General features: G+C 58.1%; 10 protein-coding genes and 1 tRNA gene. 7 read left to right on the forward strand and 4 right to left on the reverse strand.

Annotation, left to right across the window (positions count from 1 at the left end; all coding sequences use genetic code 11):
• Positions 1-337 precede the first annotated feature (337 nt).
• The 5 genes from H3V04_RS00625 to H3V04_RS00645 all read left to right on the forward strand — a co-directional run bounded on the left by H3V04_RS00625 (position 338) and on the right by H3V04_RS00645 (position 9,810).
• Positions 338-4,891: a discoidin domain-containing protein gene (locus tag H3V04_RS00625; protein ID WP_198186881.1), complete on the forward strand. Its 4,554-nt coding sequence runs from the start codon at positions 338-340 to the stop codon at positions 4,889-4,891.
• 444 nt (positions 4,892-5,335) lie between these two features.
• A complete protein-coding gene (locus H3V04_RS00630) occupies positions 5,336-6,274 on the forward strand; it encodes a carbohydrate ABC transporter permease (protein WP_029677855.1) in 939 nt (312 codons plus the stop codon).
• Positions 6,271-7,245, forward strand: coding sequence for a carbohydrate ABC transporter permease (locus H3V04_RS00635; protein WP_198186882.1), 975 nt, complete (start codon positions 6,271-6,273; stop codon positions 7,243-7,245). Before H3V04_RS00630 ends, H3V04_RS00635 begins: the two co-directional genes overlap by 4 nt.
• A 136-nt stretch (positions 7,246-7,381) precedes the next feature.
• Positions 7,382-8,719, forward strand: coding sequence for an ABC transporter substrate-binding protein (locus H3V04_RS00640; protein WP_110412545.1), 1,338 nt, complete (start codon positions 7,382-7,384; stop codon positions 8,717-8,719).
• 236 nt (positions 8,720-8,955) lie between these two features.
• On the forward strand, positions 8,956-9,810 hold the full coding sequence (locus tag H3V04_RS00645; RefSeq protein WP_198186883.1) for an AraC family transcriptional regulator: 855 nt from the start codon (positions 8,956-8,958) through the stop codon (positions 9,808-9,810).
• A 289-nt stretch (positions 9,811-10,099) separates the two neighbouring features.
• On the opposite strand, the gene H3V04_RS00650 is transcribed toward H3V04_RS00645, so the two are convergent.
• Both H3V04_RS00650 and H3V04_RS00655 read right to left on the reverse strand, forming a co-directional pair.
• Positions 10,100-10,969: a bifunctional 2-polyprenyl-6-hydroxyphenol methylase/3-demethylubiquinol 3-O-methyltransferase UbiG gene (locus H3V04_RS00650; RefSeq protein WP_232342394.1), complete on the reverse strand. Its 870-nt coding sequence runs from the start codon at positions 10,967-10,969 to the stop codon at positions 10,100-10,102.
• Positions 10,970-11,134: 165 nt separating this feature from the next.
• Positions 11,135-11,207 (reverse strand) — tRNA-Arg (locus H3V04_RS00655).
• Positions 11,208-11,415: 208 nt separating this feature from the next.
• Here H3V04_RS00655 and H3V04_RS00660 point away from each other — a divergent pair.
• Positions 11,416-12,441 (forward strand): endonuclease/exonuclease/phosphatase family protein, encoded by a 1,026-nt coding sequence (locus H3V04_RS00660; protein ID WP_232342396.1) that lies wholly within the window; start codon positions 11,416-11,418, stop codon positions 12,439-12,441.
• A 6-nt stretch (positions 12,442-12,447) separates the two neighbouring features.
• Here the strand turns inward: H3V04_RS00660 and H3V04_RS00665 are convergent, their stop codons facing one another.
• Complete coding sequence (locus tag H3V04_RS00665; protein ID WP_198186886.1) at positions 12,448-12,771, reverse strand: exodeoxyribonuclease VII small subunit; 324 nt, start codon at positions 12,769-12,771, stop codon at positions 12,448-12,450.
• Positions 12,772-12,866: 95 nt separating this feature from the next.
• Positions 12,867-14,141, reverse strand: a complete 1,275-nt coding sequence (gene xseA, locus H3V04_RS00670) for an exodeoxyribonuclease VII large subunit (RefSeq protein ID WP_198186887.1) — start codon at positions 14,139-14,141, stop codon at positions 12,867-12,869.
• A gap of 520 nt (positions 14,142-14,661) precedes the next feature.
• On the opposite strand from xseA, the gene H3V04_RS00675 reads away from it, so the two are divergent.
• Positions 14,662-20,127 carry an acyl-CoA dehydratase activase-related protein gene (locus tag H3V04_RS00675; RefSeq protein WP_198186888.1) on the forward strand — a complete coding sequence of 1,822 codons (5,466 nt, stop codon included), beginning with the start codon at positions 14,662-14,664 and terminating at the stop codon, positions 20,125-20,127.

The raw sequence follows: 20,127 nt of genomic DNA on the forward strand, positions 1-20,127 counted from the left end.
CTGTAAGGAATCGGTTCAAGATTCGATAGGCCCAAGGACGCGGTGGACGTGCATTGCCGGATTTCGGCAACAAATATCATCTTCTTGCTATGCAGGGAAAATGCCTGATTCCCGGGCTTACCGTATAGGCAAACGGAAGTCTTCCCGTCCGGCTCATATGTAGGTGGTTGGAAGTTAGCCACTTCCGCATGGCATGGTCTGCGACAGAGCAGTGCACGTAACCATGTCTCGCGACAGGGTCCTTATTTTGTAGCAATGGCGCCTTAAATGCCAGGACCCCGGGATGAGCCGTTGGGTGGACAGTCTGACTATTCAGAGAAGAATGAAGGTACAGGACATGAGCATATCCCACAAGGTCCTTGCAGGATTGATGGCAGGGGCCGTTCTTCTGACTGGTGCATCGATGGCGACTCCGGCCATGGCATCGGAGAATGAACAAACGATCAATGTGACGCCGAATCCCTGGTATGCCGATGGCCCCTTCCAGGGTTGGGGAACTTCCTTGGCATGGTTTGCCAATGCCACAGGCAACTATGGAGAACCCGGTTCAATCAGTCAATCCAGCGGAGACCCTCAGACCGATGCCAAGGCTTTGGCCTATGGACGGCAACTTCGTGAGGATTTCTATACGAGCATCTTCGGTAGGAAGGGTCTTGGTCTCAACAAGGCTCGCTACAACATAGGCGGTGGCAATGCCTCGGACGTGGCATATGGCTATCCGTTCATGCGGCAGGGAGCCGCTATGCCCGGCTACTGGGCCCAGGACCCGGATGGCTCCTTGGGCCTTTACGGCGGTCTGGCGACAACGATGGCTAACAAGGCCGGCATTGATCGGGCTTTCGATCCTCACAGCGATGCCTCCTATGTGTGGGGATCCGCCTCCTCTGATTCCCCGCAGGCCCGCGACGTCAAGGCTCAGGAATGGTGGCTGAAGAGGGGAGCTCAGAACCATGACATCGACCACGTCGAGGCTGCAGCCAATGCGGCTCCCTGGTTCATGACACAAAGCGGGTATGTGAGCGGAGGCGATAGCGGGAATGCCAACAACCTTGCGGATGCGGACAAATTCGCTCAGTATCTGGCTGCGGTAACCCGGCATCTGTCACAGCTCCATGCCGACAACGGGAATCGGGTTGGGATCAATACGGTTGAGCCGCTCAACGAGTCGGAGACAGGATACTGGAGCTCGCCGCGAGGAAGGGCTTCGGATGCCTTGCCAGCCGAGGACAGAGCTCTGATCGACCGATACTGGAATCGGTATTACCAAGGTAAGAACAAGGCTGTTACGCCATATACCACCGAGGTCAAAAAGCCTCAGGAGGGTATGCATGTCGATACTGGGACAGCCGGCAATGTCATACGCGCGCTCAGATCGGCTCTGGATGCAGAAGGCCTGCAGCAGACTTTGGTTTCAGCTACCGATGCGACGGATTCAGGCCAGTTTGTCGATTCCTACCATCGCTATCCGCAGGATGTCAGGGATGCCATCGGCCAGTACAACACCCACGGGTATGGCACCAACCGCCAGCGGGCTGCCCGGGACATTGCCCAGGGGGATGGCAAAGCCTTGTCCATGAGCGAGGTGGATGGCTCCTGGCAATCCGGAGGCTTCAATCCTTATGGTTTCGACAATGCCTTGGGCATGGCCGGTAAGATCAACGCAGATGTCTACGCCTTGCAGTCCAGGGATTACACCTTCTGGCAAATCGGTGAGGACCTTTACAATGTGGCCACTGGCGACAAGGATATGAATGGCAACAGTGCCAATCCCAAGGGGGAGGACACCAATTGGGGCACTGTCTTTCTCGATTATGATTGCTCGGTCGCCGGCGTTGACGGCAAGCTCTACTCTCGCAGGGAAGTGGACAACAATGGAGGCCAGACCTCGGGAATTCGCCCCTGCCGGATCGTGGTCAACGCGAAGTACAATGCTGTTCGCGCCTACACCAAATTCATTCATCCAGGGGATTTCATCACCGCCAATAACGCAACCAAGGACAATATGACCGCCAGCTCGGCAGATGGCAAGACACAGACGGTGATACACCGTAACGGCAGCGATCAGCCGCAGACGCTGGTCATCGATCTGTCAAACTACGGGAGCATCGATTCCGACGCGAGCGGAAAGCTCTTCCTGACCACCGAACCTGATCATCAGCAGGACATATACACGGCTGATATGAGCTATATGAACAAGTACTCCAATAAGGAGCAGCCGCATGGAGTCACCATCGATGCGGCAGCCAAGACGGCCACAGTCAAATTGCCGGCTCGTTCCATCGCCTCCATACAGCTCACCGGCGTATCCGGGGTCTCCCCACAGGCCCAGGTCAAGGATGGCAGCACGATTCAGCTTCAAGGGCAACAGTCAGGAAAGATGCTCACCGCGTCCTCCGATGGTCTTCTCATGCTTGAGGGCATGGCCAAGAATCCGGATCAGGGACGATCCCAGGCCTTCACTGTTCACAGCGTCGAGTCCTCTGCCGGCAGTCCCAAGCTGCCTCGGTACCTGATCTCTTCTGCAGACGGGAGCAGGTTCCTTTGCGCGGACGGCCGGATGCGGGCGGGTACCAGGGCATCCATCGGTACCGATGCACGGTTCATCTGGATGCTCAATACGGAAAACGGCAAGACCTTCAGCCTGGTCAACCAGGCAGATAAGGTTGCCCTGGACGTGACTGGCCAGCGGACCGATGCGGGTGCCACGATCTCTGTGGCAGAATCGACCGGTGCCGACAACCAAGGATGGTACTTCCGGTCTACGGAGCCGACAGGGGCCGAGAAGACCACGGTCCAGGTGCCACTTGGCGGATCCGTGGCCATGCCTCAAACCGTGATTCCCTATTATTCCTGGGGTCAAGGGGAGCCAGTACCTGTGGTCTGGAAAACAGAGGCCGTTGATGTAGGTAGAGAGGGAACCTATCAGGTTCAAGGTGTTGCCACTGATTTCTTTGGCAATACATTCCCTTGCCAGGCATCGGTTTTCGTGGGCGATCTTACCGTGACCGATCCTGCTTCCGCCACTATTCTCTTCGGTTCAGATGCCCGGGAGGCCCGCAAAGCGATGGAAGCCACCACCGTTTACGCCCATGTCAAGGCTTCGCCGGCCATCAAGGTCGACCCTCATGCCGTCAGCTGGGATTGGGCTGATCTTCAAGGAAAGCTGGACCGGGCGCACGAGGGTGATGTGGTGCCTGTGAAAGGCAACCTGGCCATAAGCGGAGGACGTTCCCTGCCCCTGTCTTTCAGCCTGTACCTGGAGGCAGCCAAACCACAGAACGTGGCTGATGTCAGTTATAACCTGACCGTTACCGACCAGGACGTTGAGTATGGCAAGGAGGATCAGTGGAGGAAACTCACTGATGGCAATATGCGGGAGGAAGCCTGGGCGACATGGAATTCGGCCGGCAACTACCGCCATAGCCCAACTGCCAATCTTGACTTCGGGCAAGTGCGTCAGCTGGATCGGGTGGCCATCACCTACAAGGACCATCCGCCGGTGTCGGCCAAGGCTGAGTACACCAACGATGGTGCCAACTGGAAGCCGCTGGGGAAGGTCGTCAACAACCCGCAGCCTGGTCAGACCGTGACCTTCCAGGCAGCAGGGATGGTAGGGGCCAGCAAGGTCCGCATCGTCAACACGGTAGACAACGCCTGGATGGATGCGGCGGAAATCGAAGCCTGGGCCCGTCCATGGGTAGGCCCGGTCAGAAATCTGGCTTGGGGCGCCGGCACCCACTTCTCGGTCAACGTCCAGGATGGTGATACGGCTGGAAAAGCCATTGACGGACATGTTGCCTCGGGGTGGTCCACCCAGTCGGCATCTTCGGATGTCGATCCGACAGCCACCTTCAACTTCGACAAAATCCGGACTATCAGCCAGGTCAAGACCGTCTTCCACTGGGATGGGCGAGCATCCTGGCCAAAGTCGCAGACCTTGGAATATTGCGATCAATCCGACAGCTGGCACCGGCTGGAAACCAAGACGGGATGGTATCTTCCACAGGCCGGTGGTACTGATGCCTCCACAGAAACCGATGCGCCTACGGTGACCTTCACCCTGGCCAGCCCTGTCCAGGCAAAGGCGGTGCGGCTTGTCAACAGTCTCCAGGACACCAAAACGTATATCAACGTGGCCGAGATCGAGGTAAACGGCACGGAGAGTATTTCGGCCTTCGAGCCTGAGCCAGGCAATGATGCCAACCTGGCTGATCTGCGCTTGGACGGACAAACCATTACAGATTTCTCGTCCGATCGCAATGATTATGTAGTCGATTTGCCGGTTGGCTCCGAAAGCAACCCGGTCTTGCAGGCCTTTAGCAGGGACAACGCGGCTAAGGTGGTTCAGACTGATGAAAGAAAGACCATCGGTGGCAAGAGCCTGATTACCGTCACCTCTGCTGACGGGTCGCGCTCCAGAGTCTACTCGGTCCGCTACCGGTCCTTCGATTTGCAGGGGTTGCAGGTCGTCCCGCCCACGAAGACCAGCTATGCCATCGGTGAGCGGTTTGACCCAAGCGGATTGGCGGTCAGCGCTGTGTATATCTCAAAGGACACGAATCACACAGAAGTCAGGCCTTTGGCCTTGGATGATCCCGAGCTGTCGGTGACGGGCTTTGACTCTACTGTGGCCGGCAAAAAGACCATTGTCGTGGCCTACCGCGGGGTGAACGCCAGCTTCGGTATTTGGGTAAAGGCCACCGGGCGGAATGCGTCCGGCACAGGCGCTGTGGGTTTGAACGGAAATGATTCTCCGCTTGGCGGACCTTCACATGCGGTTCTGGCGCATTCGGGAGCCTCGATAATCTCGGTAGCCCTACTTGTCGGAGCTCTGGCACTGACGTCGTTCGCGGCATTGCTCGGCAGACGATACCTGTCAAGCAGACGATAAGGGTACCGCGGGCGTCTTGTCTTCCAACACCCTGTGCGGTTCTGGTTCACCAAAGTTGCAATTGGCGAACCGGAACCGCTTTCAGGTAGTCAGACGACAAACCCCTTACAGCGAAAGCAATATTTCAATATTAGATAGCAGTTTTCATGTACGGAGCGTTCTATTTGTTTATAGACTGAAAGTACGTTAATGATTGTACTATCAACGTAATGAAAAGAGGCACAAGGATGTGTGCATATGAAAAACAATCGTGACCTTTTACAGCAAAACATCTACATTCAACAGAGTTGTCTGAATGGCTGACAGTTTCTGACATCTCGATGCTCAACGGCCAGTTGCAGGGGCGTCCGTTCCCTCGATTCCGGGTTGTTGACCCAGTTCTTCTTCGTCGTTGTTGACAGTAGGGGGTTGGGTTCACGCAATCAGACATCTCAAAGGAGAATAATGACATTTTCCAAATCGGCGGCAGGGCCAGCTGATGTCGCGAACAATCAGCAGTCGAGCACCGTCAACAAGCACAGACGGGATTGGCGCGGTTGGAAGTTCATGGGGCCTTTCGCTGTGGCTTTCCTGCTGGTGTTCATCATCCCGATCATCTACGCAATTTATATTTCTTTCTTTGAAAAACGAATGGTTGGCGGCACGGTTTTCGCCGGGCTCAGCAATTACAAACGTTTGTTCGCAGATGGTCATTTCTGGAGTTCGGTCGGCCGTGTCAGTGCTTTTACGCTGATCCAGGCGCCGCTCTGCCTCTTTCTGGCAGCCCTGTTGGCTCTGGCGATTGACTCCATGAGATTGCACGGAACCAAGTTCTTCCGAATTTCCACCTTCCTGCCTTATGCCGTTCCTGCCGTCGTGTCCACGCTGATCTGGGGATTCATGTACGGGGCCAAGTATGGACTGGTCGGCTCTTTCAATTCATGGACCGGCTTGCATCTGGACCTGCTGGCTTCCAATATTCTTCTGGTATCTATCGGCAACATCGTGACCTGGGAATACACCGGCTACAACATGCTGATCTTCTATTCCTCCTTGTCTACGATTCCGCATTCGCTCTATGAGGCGGCGGCAATCGACGGGGCCAGCGAATGGCAGATCGTCAGGCGGATCAAGATGCCGGAGTTGCGTGGAAGTCTGGCCATCACCGTGATTTTCAGCATCATCGGCTCCTTCCAGCTGTTCAATGAACCCTCGATCATGCAGAACATGGTGCCTGGGAACACCATTACCAGCTACTACACGCCGAATATGTACGCCTACAGTCTGAGCTTCGCGGGCAACCAGTCGAATTATGCCGCGGCCTTGGCCATCGTCATGGCGGTGATCACCATGGCGATCGCTTATGCGGTCCAGTTGAACAGTCTGAAGGAGCAGATGAAATGACCTCTGACATTTTGGATGAGACGCCTTCAGCGATTCGGGCGCGTGAACGCAGACGTGCCAAGCGAGTGGCCAGGGATGAAAGGGCGGAACGCAAACGCGCCGCAAAAAACGGATTCTCCAATCCCGCGAATCCCCGTCGCTCGATGACGCTGACGCTGGTTACCGGCATCTTCGCTCTGTACTGCCTGTTTCCCTTCGCCTACCTGATTATCAACGCCACTAAGACGCAGTCTGACTTCACCTCGACCTTCGGCCTCTGGTTTGGTCACACCTTCGCGCTTTGGGACAACATAACCACGGTCTTCACCTATGAGGACGGCATCTTCGGACGTTGGCTTTTGAACACGCTGCTCTACGTGGTAGTGGGAGCGGGTGGCGCAACCGTACTGGCCATCATGGGCGGATACGCCTTGGCCAAGTTCGCTTTTCCTGGCCGCAAGGCAGTCTTCGCGGTCGTGCTGGGTTCCATCAGTGTGCCCGGCATTGCCCTGGCTGTTCCGCAGTTTCTTCTGTTCGCCAAGATGGGCTTGACCAATACGCCCTGGGCCATGATCCTGCCCAGCCTTATCAGTCCCTTTGGCCTGTACCTCATGTGGATATTCTCCGAGCAGGCTGTTCCTACAGAGCTCCTGGAGGCGGCCAGGGTTGACGGTGCGGGGGAGTTCAGAACCTTCCTGACCATCAGTCTGCCTCTGCTGGCTCCCGGAATCGTCACCACAGCCTTGTTCGCCATAGTGGCCACCTGGAATAACTACTTCCTGCCCCTGATCATGTTGAAGGATGCCAATTGGTACCCCCTGACCATCGGACTGAACCAATGGAAGAACCAGGCCAACACTGCCGGCGGTCACGCCATACAGAATCTCGTCATCACCGGATCGCTGATCACTGTCATTCCTCTGATGATCGCTTTCCTGATTCTCCAGCGGTACTGGCAGTCCGGATTGGCTGCAGGTGCGGTCAAGGAATGAATGGATTTTTGCAATTGCGGCCAGTTGAGCCAATCGCAGGGTGAGTGGCCGGGAAGGGAGTCTTTCGTCTGTCATGCGGCAAGGATTCATCCCAATAAAAACCTGATGAATAGCACTAAGAGAAAAGAGTGATGTAATGAAACATGCAAAAGGGCTGAAGCGTCTAGTAGCTTGTGCCGGCGTACTGGCCATGTTTCTCGGTGTCACCGCCTGCGGCGGTAGCAAGCAGAGCAGTGGTGACGAGAATGTGGAGCTGAACGTCTGGGCATGGGAGCCCACCCTGAAAGCCGCAACCAAGGAGTTCGAGAAGAAGTACCCGAACATCAAGATCAAACTGCAGAATGCCGGGACAGCCAAGGAGCAGTACACTGCACTTGACAATGCCTTCCAGGCAGGCAAGGGAGCACCTGATGTGGCGCAAATCGAACTCTATGCCCTGAGCCAGTATGCCATCAATGATCGGCTGACCGATCTGAGTGACAGGACCAAGGGTTACTCGAAGTTCTACAATCCTGGCACTTGGAATTCGGTTCTGGTCAACAAAAAGCCCTACGGGCTGCCCTTTGGCTCGGGGGCCATGGCCTTCTTCTACAACAAGGATGTGTTTGACAAGGCTGGCGTTGATGCGACCCAGATCAAGACCTGGGATCAGTATTACGAGGCTGCTAAGAAGATTCGGGCGGTGGGTTCCTACATCGCTGCCGATTCCGGTGACGCGGGCTTCTTCGACGCCATGATATGGCAGGCCAACGGGCATCCTTACAAGTTGTCCGCAGATGGCAAGGATCTGTCCATCAACCTCGATTCCGACAAGGGGACTCAGAGTTTCATCAAGTGGTGGCAGAAGATGATCGACGAGGATTTGGTCGACACCAAGACCGTCATCTGGACCGAGGACTGGAACAAGAGTCTGAACAATGGCAAGCTCGCATCTGCGCTGATCGGCTGCTGGATCCCAACTACGCTGGTCAACGTGGCACCTGACCAAGCTGGCAAGTGGAGGGTCACTACCATGCCCACCCAGGATGGGTCTGCGGTCAACTCCAACCATGGCGGTTCGTCGCTGGCGATTATGGCTTCAAGCAAGAAGACCGATGCAGCCTATAAGTACATTGATTTCATCTCGCGGAATCAGGCCAGCATTGACGCTCGCGTGGCAGGCGGTTCATTCCCCGACGATGTGAAGACCACTGAATCGAAGAAGTTCAAGGAGGCCACCACCGTCAAGAACACCAAGGGCGATGACATCGAATACTTCGGCGGTCAGAAGTACAACGAGGTTCTGGCCAAGGCGGCGAGCGATGTGATCCCTGGTCACGCCACGCTGCCCTTCGAGGTCTATGCGCGGACCGTGTTCGCTGACGACGTCGGTTCCGCCTATACCGACAAGAAGATCACCCTGAAGCAGGGTGTGGATGCCTGGCAGAAGCACCTGAAGGAGTACGGTAAGCAGCAGGGCTTCAACGTACATTGATCTTCATGAAGTAATGGGAACTCTGCCGTTGCCTTGTATTGTTTGAGTATGAGGCAACGGCTTTGCTGTAGGGGCAGGGACGATGCCCTGTGACTGATGAATGTATTGTCTCGTGGCTTCATGCGTAAGGTTGAAGCTGCCGGTTGCTTGTGCGTATTCCTGCGTTTGTTTAGGGGTCGTCAAGAGTGGCTGTCCTGACTTGTAGGAACGTGTTTTTGCGGGAAGGAGGGGAGATTGTGGCGAAGCCTGCTGAACACGGCATTGATGTCAAGGCCTCTGACTTTTTGATTCACACCCCTTCGGCTATTGCGCGAACGACTTTCTTCTATCCACTGCGGGTGGGCAAATTCTCCTATGAACCCGGCTATAGGCTGGAGCGGAGATCCTTTGACAGTTATCTGATCATTCATATCGATAGCGGCAAGCTGACGTTGAATCTGCCCGAAGGGTCGTTCGTGGCCGAGGAGGGCCGGTTTGCGCTGGTCAACTGCTACGCACACCATGCCTACGGCACCGATGTCCCGACGACCGCCCAATGGCTCCACTTCGACGGCATCATGGCTCGGCCCTACTACGACTACATCATCAGGAAGCTAAGCAACGTTTTCATGCTTTCCTCCGAGACCTACGCCTTGGAGCGGATGCGGACCATTACCTCCTTGATGTCAGCGGAAAACGGCTATTCGGAAGCGAGGATGTCCAAATATATCACCGACCTGCTCACCGAGTTTGCCGATGAGCAGCCGCGATCCTTCAAACGAAAGCAGGAGGAGGTGGTTGAGGACACGATCGCCTATGTCTCCTCCCACTTGCATGAGCCGCTCACTGTCTCGAAGCTGGCCAAACGGGTCTTTTTGAGCGAGTACCACTTCATTCGGTTGTTCAAGCAGGAGACCGGCATCACGCCGCATGCCTACCTGGTGGATTCCCGTATCCATGCGGTGCAGTATTTGCTGGTAAACACCGGGATGTCCATACGACAGATTTGTCAGCAGTGTGGTTTCACATCCGAATCCTCGCTGTGTGCATCCTTCAAAAAGAGCACGGGCATGACGCCCATGAAGTATCGCAGACTCAAGCAGGGCGGGTGACTGACACGTATTGATTGTGCTGTCGGCTCCTGCGGTGTATCGGTAAAAACGCAACTCTAAAATACGCGTTTTACGCAATCACAAAGTCCGGCCTTTCATGCATCTGTTCCTCGACATAGGCTGAATCGAAGGTGAACGATAATTCGTTACCTTAATTCGGTTTGGAATGCTGCTTATTCCTTTACGCAACGTATGCTGCAATGGAATAGGAGCAGCAGCAAATCTGCCTGAAAGGTCGTCGGGCTAAGTCAGACCATGTCTAAGCAAAATCACGCTCGTACTTGCCCGGTCAGGCTTTCTTTCTGGCTACCATCGAGAAGGTCAGGGGGATCTGAGGCTGATTGTGGGGCATGATCCATCCCTGGAGGTCTGGACTATACTCAAGCATTGGCAGTGACTGCCAGTCGTCCACATTATGCTCGCCGATGGCCTCTATAGTCAGTCCGGCATCCAGAAGAGCGCCGCTTATTTCCTGGAAGTCATGAGCCCAATTGTGATTGGTGGTGTGGGTAATTTGGGGTTTTGTCCCATCTTCGAGCGAGTCGGTTGCTGACGTGTAGCTTTGATCCGTCTCGTAGGTCGTTTCTGTTCCGCCAAAATAATCTTGAACTATCGACATGCCCTCATTGTTCAAGGCGAAAAGCAGTGGATGGTTGTCGCGGATCATGAATATTCCACCGTCTGCTAGCAGGGAGGCGATTGAACGAGCCCAGTCCTTCAAATCGGGAAGCCAGGTGATGGTTCCGCAGCTGGTGACGATTACATCGAATGAGCCTTTCTGCTCGGGCATGGCATCGGCAGCGCAACGAGCATCACTTTGAACATAGGTTATGGATGCGCCGGCCCGTTCAGACAGTTTCCTGGCATAATCCAGCGAGGTGGGAGAGAAATCCAGGCCATATACATCTCGTGCTCCCAAGCGCCACCATGACAGGGTATCAGAGCCTATATGGCATTGCAGATGCAAAAGGTGCAACCCTTTGATGCTGTGTCCTGGCAGATGGGGCTTCAAGACCTCGAGATCTCGCAGGGTTACTGACGACAGGGCCGATGGGTCATCCGCAAATGCGTCAAGATCTCCATAGCCACCGTTGGCATGCACAACTGCCCTGTCATTCCAGTTGAGGAGATTATCCTCTACATCCTCTTTCTGGTGCATTTGATGAGGCACGGTATTCCTTTCTGATTAGGCTTATCAACAGTGATCGAGCCGGACAGTATCCAGAGCAGGTTTTCAAGTGCATATTTGCGCAGACTCGTCAGTCATGTGCGAATATGCAACTCTTTATTATCCTGAATATTTACTTCGTTGGCAAATACAGGGTGCCCCGGATGCGATTCGAACGCACGACACCTTCTTTAGGAGAGAAGTGCTCTATCCCCTGAGCTACCGGGGCAACGGAAACTACTGTACCACGAGGTGGGACTTGGGCAGGTCGCTGGTGTGCGGGCCAAGGGAAGGCCTTGGGACCGTGCTCTTCCTGGAGAAGTTGGCCCCCTATCCCTACTCGCCATGCGCTCAAGGTTTACAATTGCTCAACGGCCGAGCTGACTGTGCATTCCTCGGAAGGGGACCGGGTCGGCGATGATTTGCTGGAGGAGACCATGGCGAGATTCAGACAGTCCTTCCTGGTGAAGCATGTCTTTGGATGGGTGGCCAGGCTGCTTGCGTTGGCCAGTTTGCTGGCTCTGGCGGCGCGTGCCTGCCCGGCATGGCTGTCAGCGATACCCTATCTGCCGGACCTGGCCGCGCTGACGCCCTGGTTCATCCTCTTGGGTCTGCTGGCCCTGGTCCTGGCCCTGATGGCTTCGCGATGGTTTACGGCTTTGCTGCTTATCGCCGCCTTGGCCCTGAATGTCTATTGGCAGTACCCTTTCTACCAGCAAGGATCCGAGCTCAATGGGCAAGCTGATCAGCTCATGGCCCTTGAGCATCCCGACCGCTATGACGAGGTGGCCCGGGTCATGACGCTGAACGTCTACAAGGGTCAGGCCGATGCCGATCAGGTAGTCAAGACCGTCAGCGACAACCGGGTGGAGGTGCTGGCTCTGCAGGAGGTCAGCGAGGGTTTTGTGGACCGTCTGCACAAGGCCGGTATCGACCGCTACCTACCGCACGAGCAGCTTTCCACATCCTCGAAGGAATATGCCAACGGCCTTTGGACGGCCGCGCCAATGCAGTCGCCCTCAAAGGACGACGTGGGTTCCCGCTCCTCCATGATGCCGGCGGCCAGCATCGACTTCGGCAGGGGCAAGACCAGCGTCAGATTCGTCTCGGTCCATACCACCTCGCCGCAACCGGGTAGTTGGAACGCCTGGCGACGCAGCGTGTCCGACCTGGGGAAACTGCGAAAGCACGAGCACACGCGATACGTGCTGATGGGCGACTTCAACGCCACCTATGACCATGCGGTATTCCGAGACATGCTGGGGGAGCGGTTCAGCGATGGGGCGCGTCAGGCCGGACATGGCATGAGCATGACCTGGCCGGCCGACAGGGCCCCCTTGCCCAGGTTGGCGGCCATCGATCATGTTGTGGTGGACCGTGACATCAGGGCCAATCGGCTGCAGGCCGTACCCATAGCGGGCTCGGATCATGCGGCCCTGCTGGCCACGGTGATGGTGGAGTAGGGGCTTTCAGGAATCCAAGTTGGACTGGGTGCCAGCCTGGGCTCCGGCGCTGGCCTGCTCCTGCTGGGCGGCGTCGAGCTTGGCCCGCACCTGGCCCAGCAGCTCCTGGGCGCGCTTGGCGAGGGCCTCGCCAAACTCCCACTGACGCATGGAGGCATCCAGGTCCAGGCCGCCGGCCTCAAGGGCCTGAACCGCCTGGATCAGCTGATCCCGGGCCTGCTCATAGGGCAGTTTGGCGATGGTCTCGCGTTCCTTCTGGCTCAGGGCCGAAGCCAATACCGGCTCTTCCTTGCCCTGATCCTTGGTCTGCTCCTCGTCGGTGTCGCTCATGCCTGCTCCTCTTCTTATCTGGTGCGTTATCAAATTTTTAATTAATAAGGATGATTATCGCTGATGATTATATGTGGCTGACCGCGTAGGATCGGTCACTGCCCGCTGACGACCCTGGTCTCGATCCGACCTTCTTTGACGGTCAGGGTCAGATCCTGATTGGTCTGGACCTGCTGGGGGCTGACGACCACCTTCCCGTCCAGGGTCTGCACGACTGCGTATCCGCGGTCCAGCGTGGACTGGGGAGAGAGGGCGGTCAGCGAGGACTGGAGCTTCTCCACGGTCAGGGAGGCGTCGTCCACGATCCGCCGAAGGGCGATGTCCAGGCGAACCAGGGACTCATCGACCAACCGCTGGGGCTTGTCCAGCATGGTCTGGGGCTTGGTCAGGCTGGGGCGGTTGGCATATCCCTCAATCAAGCGCGTCTCGCCTTCGACCATATTTTCAATACGCGCGTTTATGCGCATCCGGGCCTCCTGGATGATCCCCTCCTGCTCGACCAGGTCGGGCACCACCCGCTTGGCTGCATCAGTGGGGGTGGATGCGCGCAGGTCCGCCGCCAGATCGATAAGGGTCCAGTCGTCCTCGTGGCCGATGGCCGAGACGATGGGGGTGACGCAGGCTGCCGTGGCCCGGACCACGGACTCGTCCGAGAAGCCCAGCAGGTCCTCGAAGCTGCCGCCGCCCCTGGCCACGATGATCACATCCACAGCAGGATCAGCATCCAGCTTCTGGATGGCTTCGACCACCTCGGGCGGGCACTGAGGACCCTGGACGTGGGCGTGCACCACGGAGAATTCGATTGTGGGCCAGCGCAGACGGGCGTTGGTGATCACATCCCCCTCGGCCCTGGCCTTGGGCGCGCAGATCAGGCCGATGCGTTGGGGGAATTCGGGGAGGGGAACCTTGTTTTCTGCATCGAAGAGGCCCTCCCCCTTGAGCTTGCGCCTGAGCTGGTCGATCTGCTCTTTCAGGTCGCCGGTGCCCACACGCTTGATCCGGTCGGCCATGAAGCTCAGACGGGTCTGTTTGATCCACAGGTCGGGCCGCCCGTGCACCACCACCCGGTCGCCCTGGCGGAAGTCCCTGGCCTGGGTGGCGAAGGCGCGGAAGCCCATGACGTTGATGGAGATGTCCTCGAAGTTGTCGCGCAGGGTCAGGTATGCCGAACCGGTCCGGCGGGTGTTGATCTCCACGATCTGACCCTCCACCCAGGCTCCGGGCCAGCGGGCCACTGCGTCGTGGTACTTCTGGCTGAGCACACTGACCGGCCAGGGATCTTCCTCGGTGGTATCTCGTGCCAGGCGGGGCAGCTGATCCAAGGGCCTGGGGGCCAGTCCGGATGGGGCTGAGCCAGTCGACGCACCCATCGACCCGCGCATGTTCGAACCCATGTATGCTCGCACCTGATGCCTCCTGACCATCGGTTCCGCCAGCCTGACCAACTCATCCGGCATAGCCCGTACAGGATGGTATGCGGGTTGGTCAGCGAAGGAAACGTCCTCTCAGGGTCTCTCAATACGGGGACAATTCCATGTCTCTGCCGGTCTGCTGCAGGCCCTCTGCCGATTGTTCTTTGAGCCGATTTCGCCGAGGGCACAGTGGCATTTCTCCCGTTTGCAAGGAGGCTGGATTGAGGTCAAAGTGTGAAAGAGAGGGGTTGGAACAACGCCTTGCTGCACCTGCCCTCGTCTGCGGCTTGCCTGCACCAGAGGCGGTTTTGCTGGTGGCTGTGTCATAGGAGGCTGTGTCATAGGAGACAGTCTTGTTTCCCTGGATCGCGGAAGTTATTCACGCTCTGGCGGTAGCATAAATAAAGTAAGCCGGATATGATGTGGTGTCTGCTTTTCGAGCCCATCATGCGGCGGTCTCACGGATTGAGGTTGTTTCATGTCTGATGGCGTCGACATAGCGGGTCGATATAAGGGCACAGGACCGCGGGATCTCCTGCGTGTGGGTTTGGACATTGGTTCCACCACAGTCAAGGCCGTGGTTCTTGGCACAGGAGACAGGCTGGATCAGGCGCTTTTCAGCGACTATCGCCGCCACCACGCCAATGTGCGACAGTGCGTGGCGGAACTGGTCACCGACATCAGGCTCTCCCTGTCACGGGTTGGCCTGGCCGGCAATCCCATCAGCCTGGTGATCACCGGCTCGGGCGGGTTGGAGCTTGCCAGCCAGCTTCAGGCTGAGTTTGCCCAGGAGGTCATCGCCGAGACCGAGGCCATCAACGCCACTTATCCGGAGGGGGACGTGATCATCGAGCTGGGCGGCGAGGATGCCAAGATCACCTATCTGAAGCCCACTCCGGAGCAGCGGATGAACGGATCCTGCGCAGGAGGGACCGGAGCCTTCATCGATCAGATGGCCACCCTGCTCAACACCGATGCTTCAGGCCTGAACGATATGGCCTCCAAATACAAGACCATTTATCCCATCGCATCGCGTTGCGGGGTCTTCGCCAAGTCCGACCTGCAGCCCCTGATCAACGACGGAGCCGCCAAGGAGGATCTGGCTGCATCCATCTTCAACGCCGTTGCCACACAGACCATTTCAGGTCTGGCCTGCGGACGTCCCATCCGTGGCAACGTGATCTTTTTGGGTGGGCCCCTCTTCTTTATGAGTGAGCTGAGGGAAGCCTTCAAACGGATCCTCCAGGACAGGGTCAGCCGCTACATCATTCCCGAGAACGCGCACCTCTATGTGGCCTATGGCGCCGCCATCATGGCTGGCCGCCACGACCAGGACGACCAGGACAAGGCCGAGCAGGTCAAGACCGACTACTCGCCAGAGACCGATGTAAACGACCCCTTCGGCCCGGCCTGGGGGCTGGACCAGGCTGAAGTCGACAAGGCGAGGTCCGAGAAGGCTTCGAACCTGGACAAGATGGCTCTGCAGGATGCCATGCAGGATGGCCGCACCACCACCTTGGTGGACGGTGGGAACAAGGTTCCGGCGGCTGAGGCCGCCACGGATGCCAGCCGAAATCAGGACATGAACTTTGATCTGACTTCCTTGGATGGTGTCCTCTCCGCCCTGAAGGGCCTGGAGAACATGCCTTCCACGGCCAGAACGATACGGCCGCTCTTCCTGGACGAAGACGAGCGCAAGGAGTTCAATGACCGGCATGGTGCCCAGGTCATCCCCACCGGGGATCTGTCCGGAGCCGAGGGGCCGCATTTCCTGGGCATCGATGCGGGCAGCACCACCATCAAGGCCGTCCTGATCAACGATGACAAGACCATCGTCTGGTCCACCTACGGAGTGCATAAGGACAGCCCGCTGATCGCCGCCGCCAACATCGTCAAGGAGGTCAGGAAGTCCCTGCCGGAGGGCGCCTACATCGCCCGTGCCTGCGCTACCGGATATGGTGAGGGTCTGGTCAAGGCCGGTCTGCATGTTGACGAGGGTGTGGTAGAGACCATGGCCCACTACCGGGCCGCCGAGGAGATCAGCCCCGGCGTCACCTCGGTCATCGACATCGGCGGGCAGGATATGAAATACATCGCCGTCAACGACGGGGTTATCGATTCGATTTGCGTCAATGAGGCCTGCTCGGCAGGCTGCGGGTCCTTCCTGCAGACCTTCGCCCAGTCCATGGGCATCAGCATCCAGGACTTCACCAAGCAGGCGCTGGCCTCCGAGGCCCCGACCGATCTGGGCTCCCGCTGCACGGTCTTCATGAACTCCTCGGTCAAGCAGGCTCAGAAGGAGGGCGCCTCCCCGGAGGACATCGCCGCCGGGCTCTGCTACTCGGTGGTCAGGAACGCCCTCTACAAGGTCATCAAGCTGCGTGACGCCAACGCCCTGGGGCCGGTGGTCGTGGTCCAGGGAGGCACCTTCCTCAACGATGCCGTTCTGCGGGCCTTCGAACTCCTGACCGGCCGCAAGGTGACCAGGCCCAACATCGCCGGGCTCATGGGAGCCTACGGCGCCGCGCTGACGGCCCGCATGCACTGCCCGCAGAATGAAGAGGTCGAGGATATCGTCGCGGCAAGCTCTCACGCGGTCGACGGGGCGAAGTCCGTGGGCAGCACGCCGACCACGCCCAACAGGGCTCCGACTTCCACCCAGTCAAAGGTGTCACCGGTCGCCGTCAACAAGATTGCCTCCAAGAACGACCAGGGCTTCAAGACGACCCTGCCCGACCTGAAGGTGGAGAACGGCCATGTGGTCAGCTCCATCCTGGCGGGGGATGATCTGGACAACCTCTCCATGACCACGACCCACGATGTCTGCAAGCTCTGCCAGAACCACTGCAAGCTGACCATCACCGAATTCGAGGACGGCGGTCGCTATGTCACCGGGAACCGCTGCGAACGTGGCGGAGACAAGAACAGGAAGCGCTCCGACCGTCCCAACCTCTACGACTTCAAGTACAAGCGGGCCTTCGCCTACCGTCGTCTGACCCCCGACAAGGCCACCAGGGGCGATATCGGCATTCCCCGTGTGCTCAACATGTATGAGGACTACCCCTTCTGGTTTACCCTGCTGACCTCATTGGGCTTCCGGGTCATGATCTCCGGGCGTTCCAACCATGAGCTCTTCGAGAGCGGGATGGAGTCCATCGCCTCCGAGAACATCTGCTACCCGGCCAAGCTGGTCCACGGGCACATCCACTCCCTGGTCGACAAGGGCATCAAGACCATCTTCTACCCCTGCGTCACCTATGAGCAGGAACTGGTTCCCGATACGGACAACCACTACAACTGCCCCATCGTGGCCAACTACCCGGTGGTGATCGAGGCCAACATGGCCGAGCTCAAGGAGAACGGCGTCCGCTTCATGAGGCCCTACTTCAACCTGTCCAACAAGGAGAAGATGGTCGAGCGGATCGTCAAGGTCTTCGACTGGGCCAAGGTCAGCGAGGAGGAGGCCCGGACCGCTGTCCAGGAGGCCTACCGTGAGGATGCCCGGTTCAAGGAGGATGTCCGCCAGGAGGGGCTTCGTGCTTTGGCCTACATGCAGGAGTATGGAGTCAAGGGCGTGGTCCTGTCGGGACGCCCCTACCATGTGGACCCCGAGGTCAACCACGGCATTCCCGAGACCATCTGCTCCCTGGGCATGGCCGTGCTCTCCGAGGACTCGATCTGTGAGCTGGACGTGCATAAACTGCCCAAGCTGAGCGACTATATCATTCCGGCGGCGGGGGAGCGGGCCCTGGCCTCCAACAACCCCACGGCCGCCAAGTTCAGGAAGACCGTGCCGGGATTCGGCGACGATCATCAGAAGATGCCTCTGAGGGTGACCGACCAGTGGGCCTACCACTCCAGGCTCTATTCAGCAGCCAGGTTCGTCTCCGAGTATCCCGACCTGCAGCTGGTCCAGCTGGTCAGCTTCGGATGCGGCGTGGATGCCATCACCACCGACCAGGTCCAGGAGATCCTGGCCGATAAGGGCGATGTCTACACGCAGCTGAAGATCGACGAGGTCTCCAACCTGGGTGCAGCCAAGATCCGTCTGCGCTCGCTGAAGGCCGCCATGGACGAACGCCATCAGCGGGATCTGGCCCAGGAGGACAGCGAAGGCCAGAAGGAAGCGCCCGTTATGGAACAGGCGCCTGCGAAGGTCGCGGTCAAGGAAGTTGGTTCATCGCCTGACCTGGTTCAGGTGGAGGATTCGTCTGATTCTCAGAATTCTCAAGACCTTGCAAGCCATATTGAAGCAGTGGAAGCGGATGCGCCTGACCAGCCGAAATCCGATGGGTTCCGGTCCACCAACGCGCAGAAGATCAACTTGTCCCAGCGCAAGGCCGACATCGTGGCTCTGGCCCGGTTCGTGGCCCTGCACGACAAAAGCGATCAGGGTCTGATAGGTCTTCACCCCATGGGTATCAGACCCATCCGGGAGACCATGGCATCGCGGCAGAAGGAAGCCGAAAGCAAGTCGGCAGAGCGCCCGGCCGGACAGGTCAAGGATGTCCAGGCCAACGGAGCCGCCGCCAAGCCGACCCTGTCCAAGTACGCCACCGAACATCGCTTCACCAAGGAGATGGGGCACAAATTCACAGTGGTGGCACCGCAGATGTCCCCAGTGCACTTCTCCCTTCTGGAGGCGGTCTTCTCCAGCGCCGACTACCACTTCGAGCTCCTGAAGCATGCCACGGCCGAAGACATCAACACCGGGGTCAAGTACGTCAACAACGATGCCTGCTTCCCTGCCATCATCGTGGTGGGGCAGCTGGTCAACGCCTTCCTGTCCGGCAGGTTCGACCCGCACAAGTGTGCGGTCATCGTCACCCAGACCGGCGGCATGTGCAGAGCCACCAACTACTACGGCCTTCTGCGCAAGGCCATGGCTGATGCAGGCTATGGCTACGTCCCGATCATCACCCTGAGCGTTCAAGGATTCCGGGCCAATCCCGGCCTTCAGGTAACCCCGGCTCTGCTGCACCGCGCCGTCAAGGCCTTCTACCTGGGCGATGCCATGATCGAGTGCCTGCTCAGGGTCCGTCCCTACGAGCAGGAGCCCGGCTCGGCCAACAGGCTCTACAAGCTCTGGGACACGATCTGCAAGGAGACCATTGAGCACCACGGGTACTCCAGGACCGCAAAGAAGGTCTATGGCCACGGCTATCTGCCCTATGGCACACTGATGAAGCGGATGATCCGGGCCTTCGACCAGCTGCCTCTGCGCAATATTCCCCGCAAGCCGCGAGTTGGCGTAGTCGGGGAGATCCTGGTCAAGTACCATCCCGATGCCAACAACCACGTGGTCGACCTGATTGAGAGCCAGGGCTGCGAGGCCGTGCTCCCCGGTGTCTGCGACTTCATGGTCAACGGCATCTCCAACGCTGAATGGAACGAGGAGATGCTGGGCACCGGCGGCCAGGTGGGTGTCAAGAAGATCGTCCTCAAGGCTGCGGATGTCTACCGTGCCCCCATGATCGCCGGCTTCAAGGCCTCCCATGGGAAGTTCGACATTCCCGCCCACATCAGCGATCTGAGGGACAAGGCCGCGTCGGTCACCTCCCTGGGAGTTCAGGCGGGAGAGGGTTGGCTTCTGACCGGCGAGATCATCGAACTGATTCAGTCCGGCGCCCCCAACATCGTCTGCGCGCAGCCCTTTGCCTGCCTGCCCAACCATGTGACCGGACGCGGCATGTTCGGCAAGATTCGCAGGACCTATCCCGAGGCCAACATCGTCTCGATCGACTACGACCCCGGCGCTTCGGAGGCCAACCAGCTCAACAGGATCAAGCTGATGATCGCCGCTGCCAAGAAGCCGGGCGACCAGCAAAAACTCAACCAGGGCCACAAGGCAGCCGTGGAATCCCAGCCGGCGGAATCGACCGGCCTGGATGCGGGGCAGGCAGCACCCGTCCAGGACGAGGAGAAGGTTCTGGAGAGCCTGTAG

The sequence above is a fragment of the Bifidobacterium sp. M0353 genome (assembly GCF_016100645.1).
GTDB classification, from domain to species: domain Bacteria; phylum Actinomycetota; class Actinomycetes; order Actinomycetales; family Bifidobacteriaceae; genus Bombiscardovia; species Bombiscardovia choladohabitans.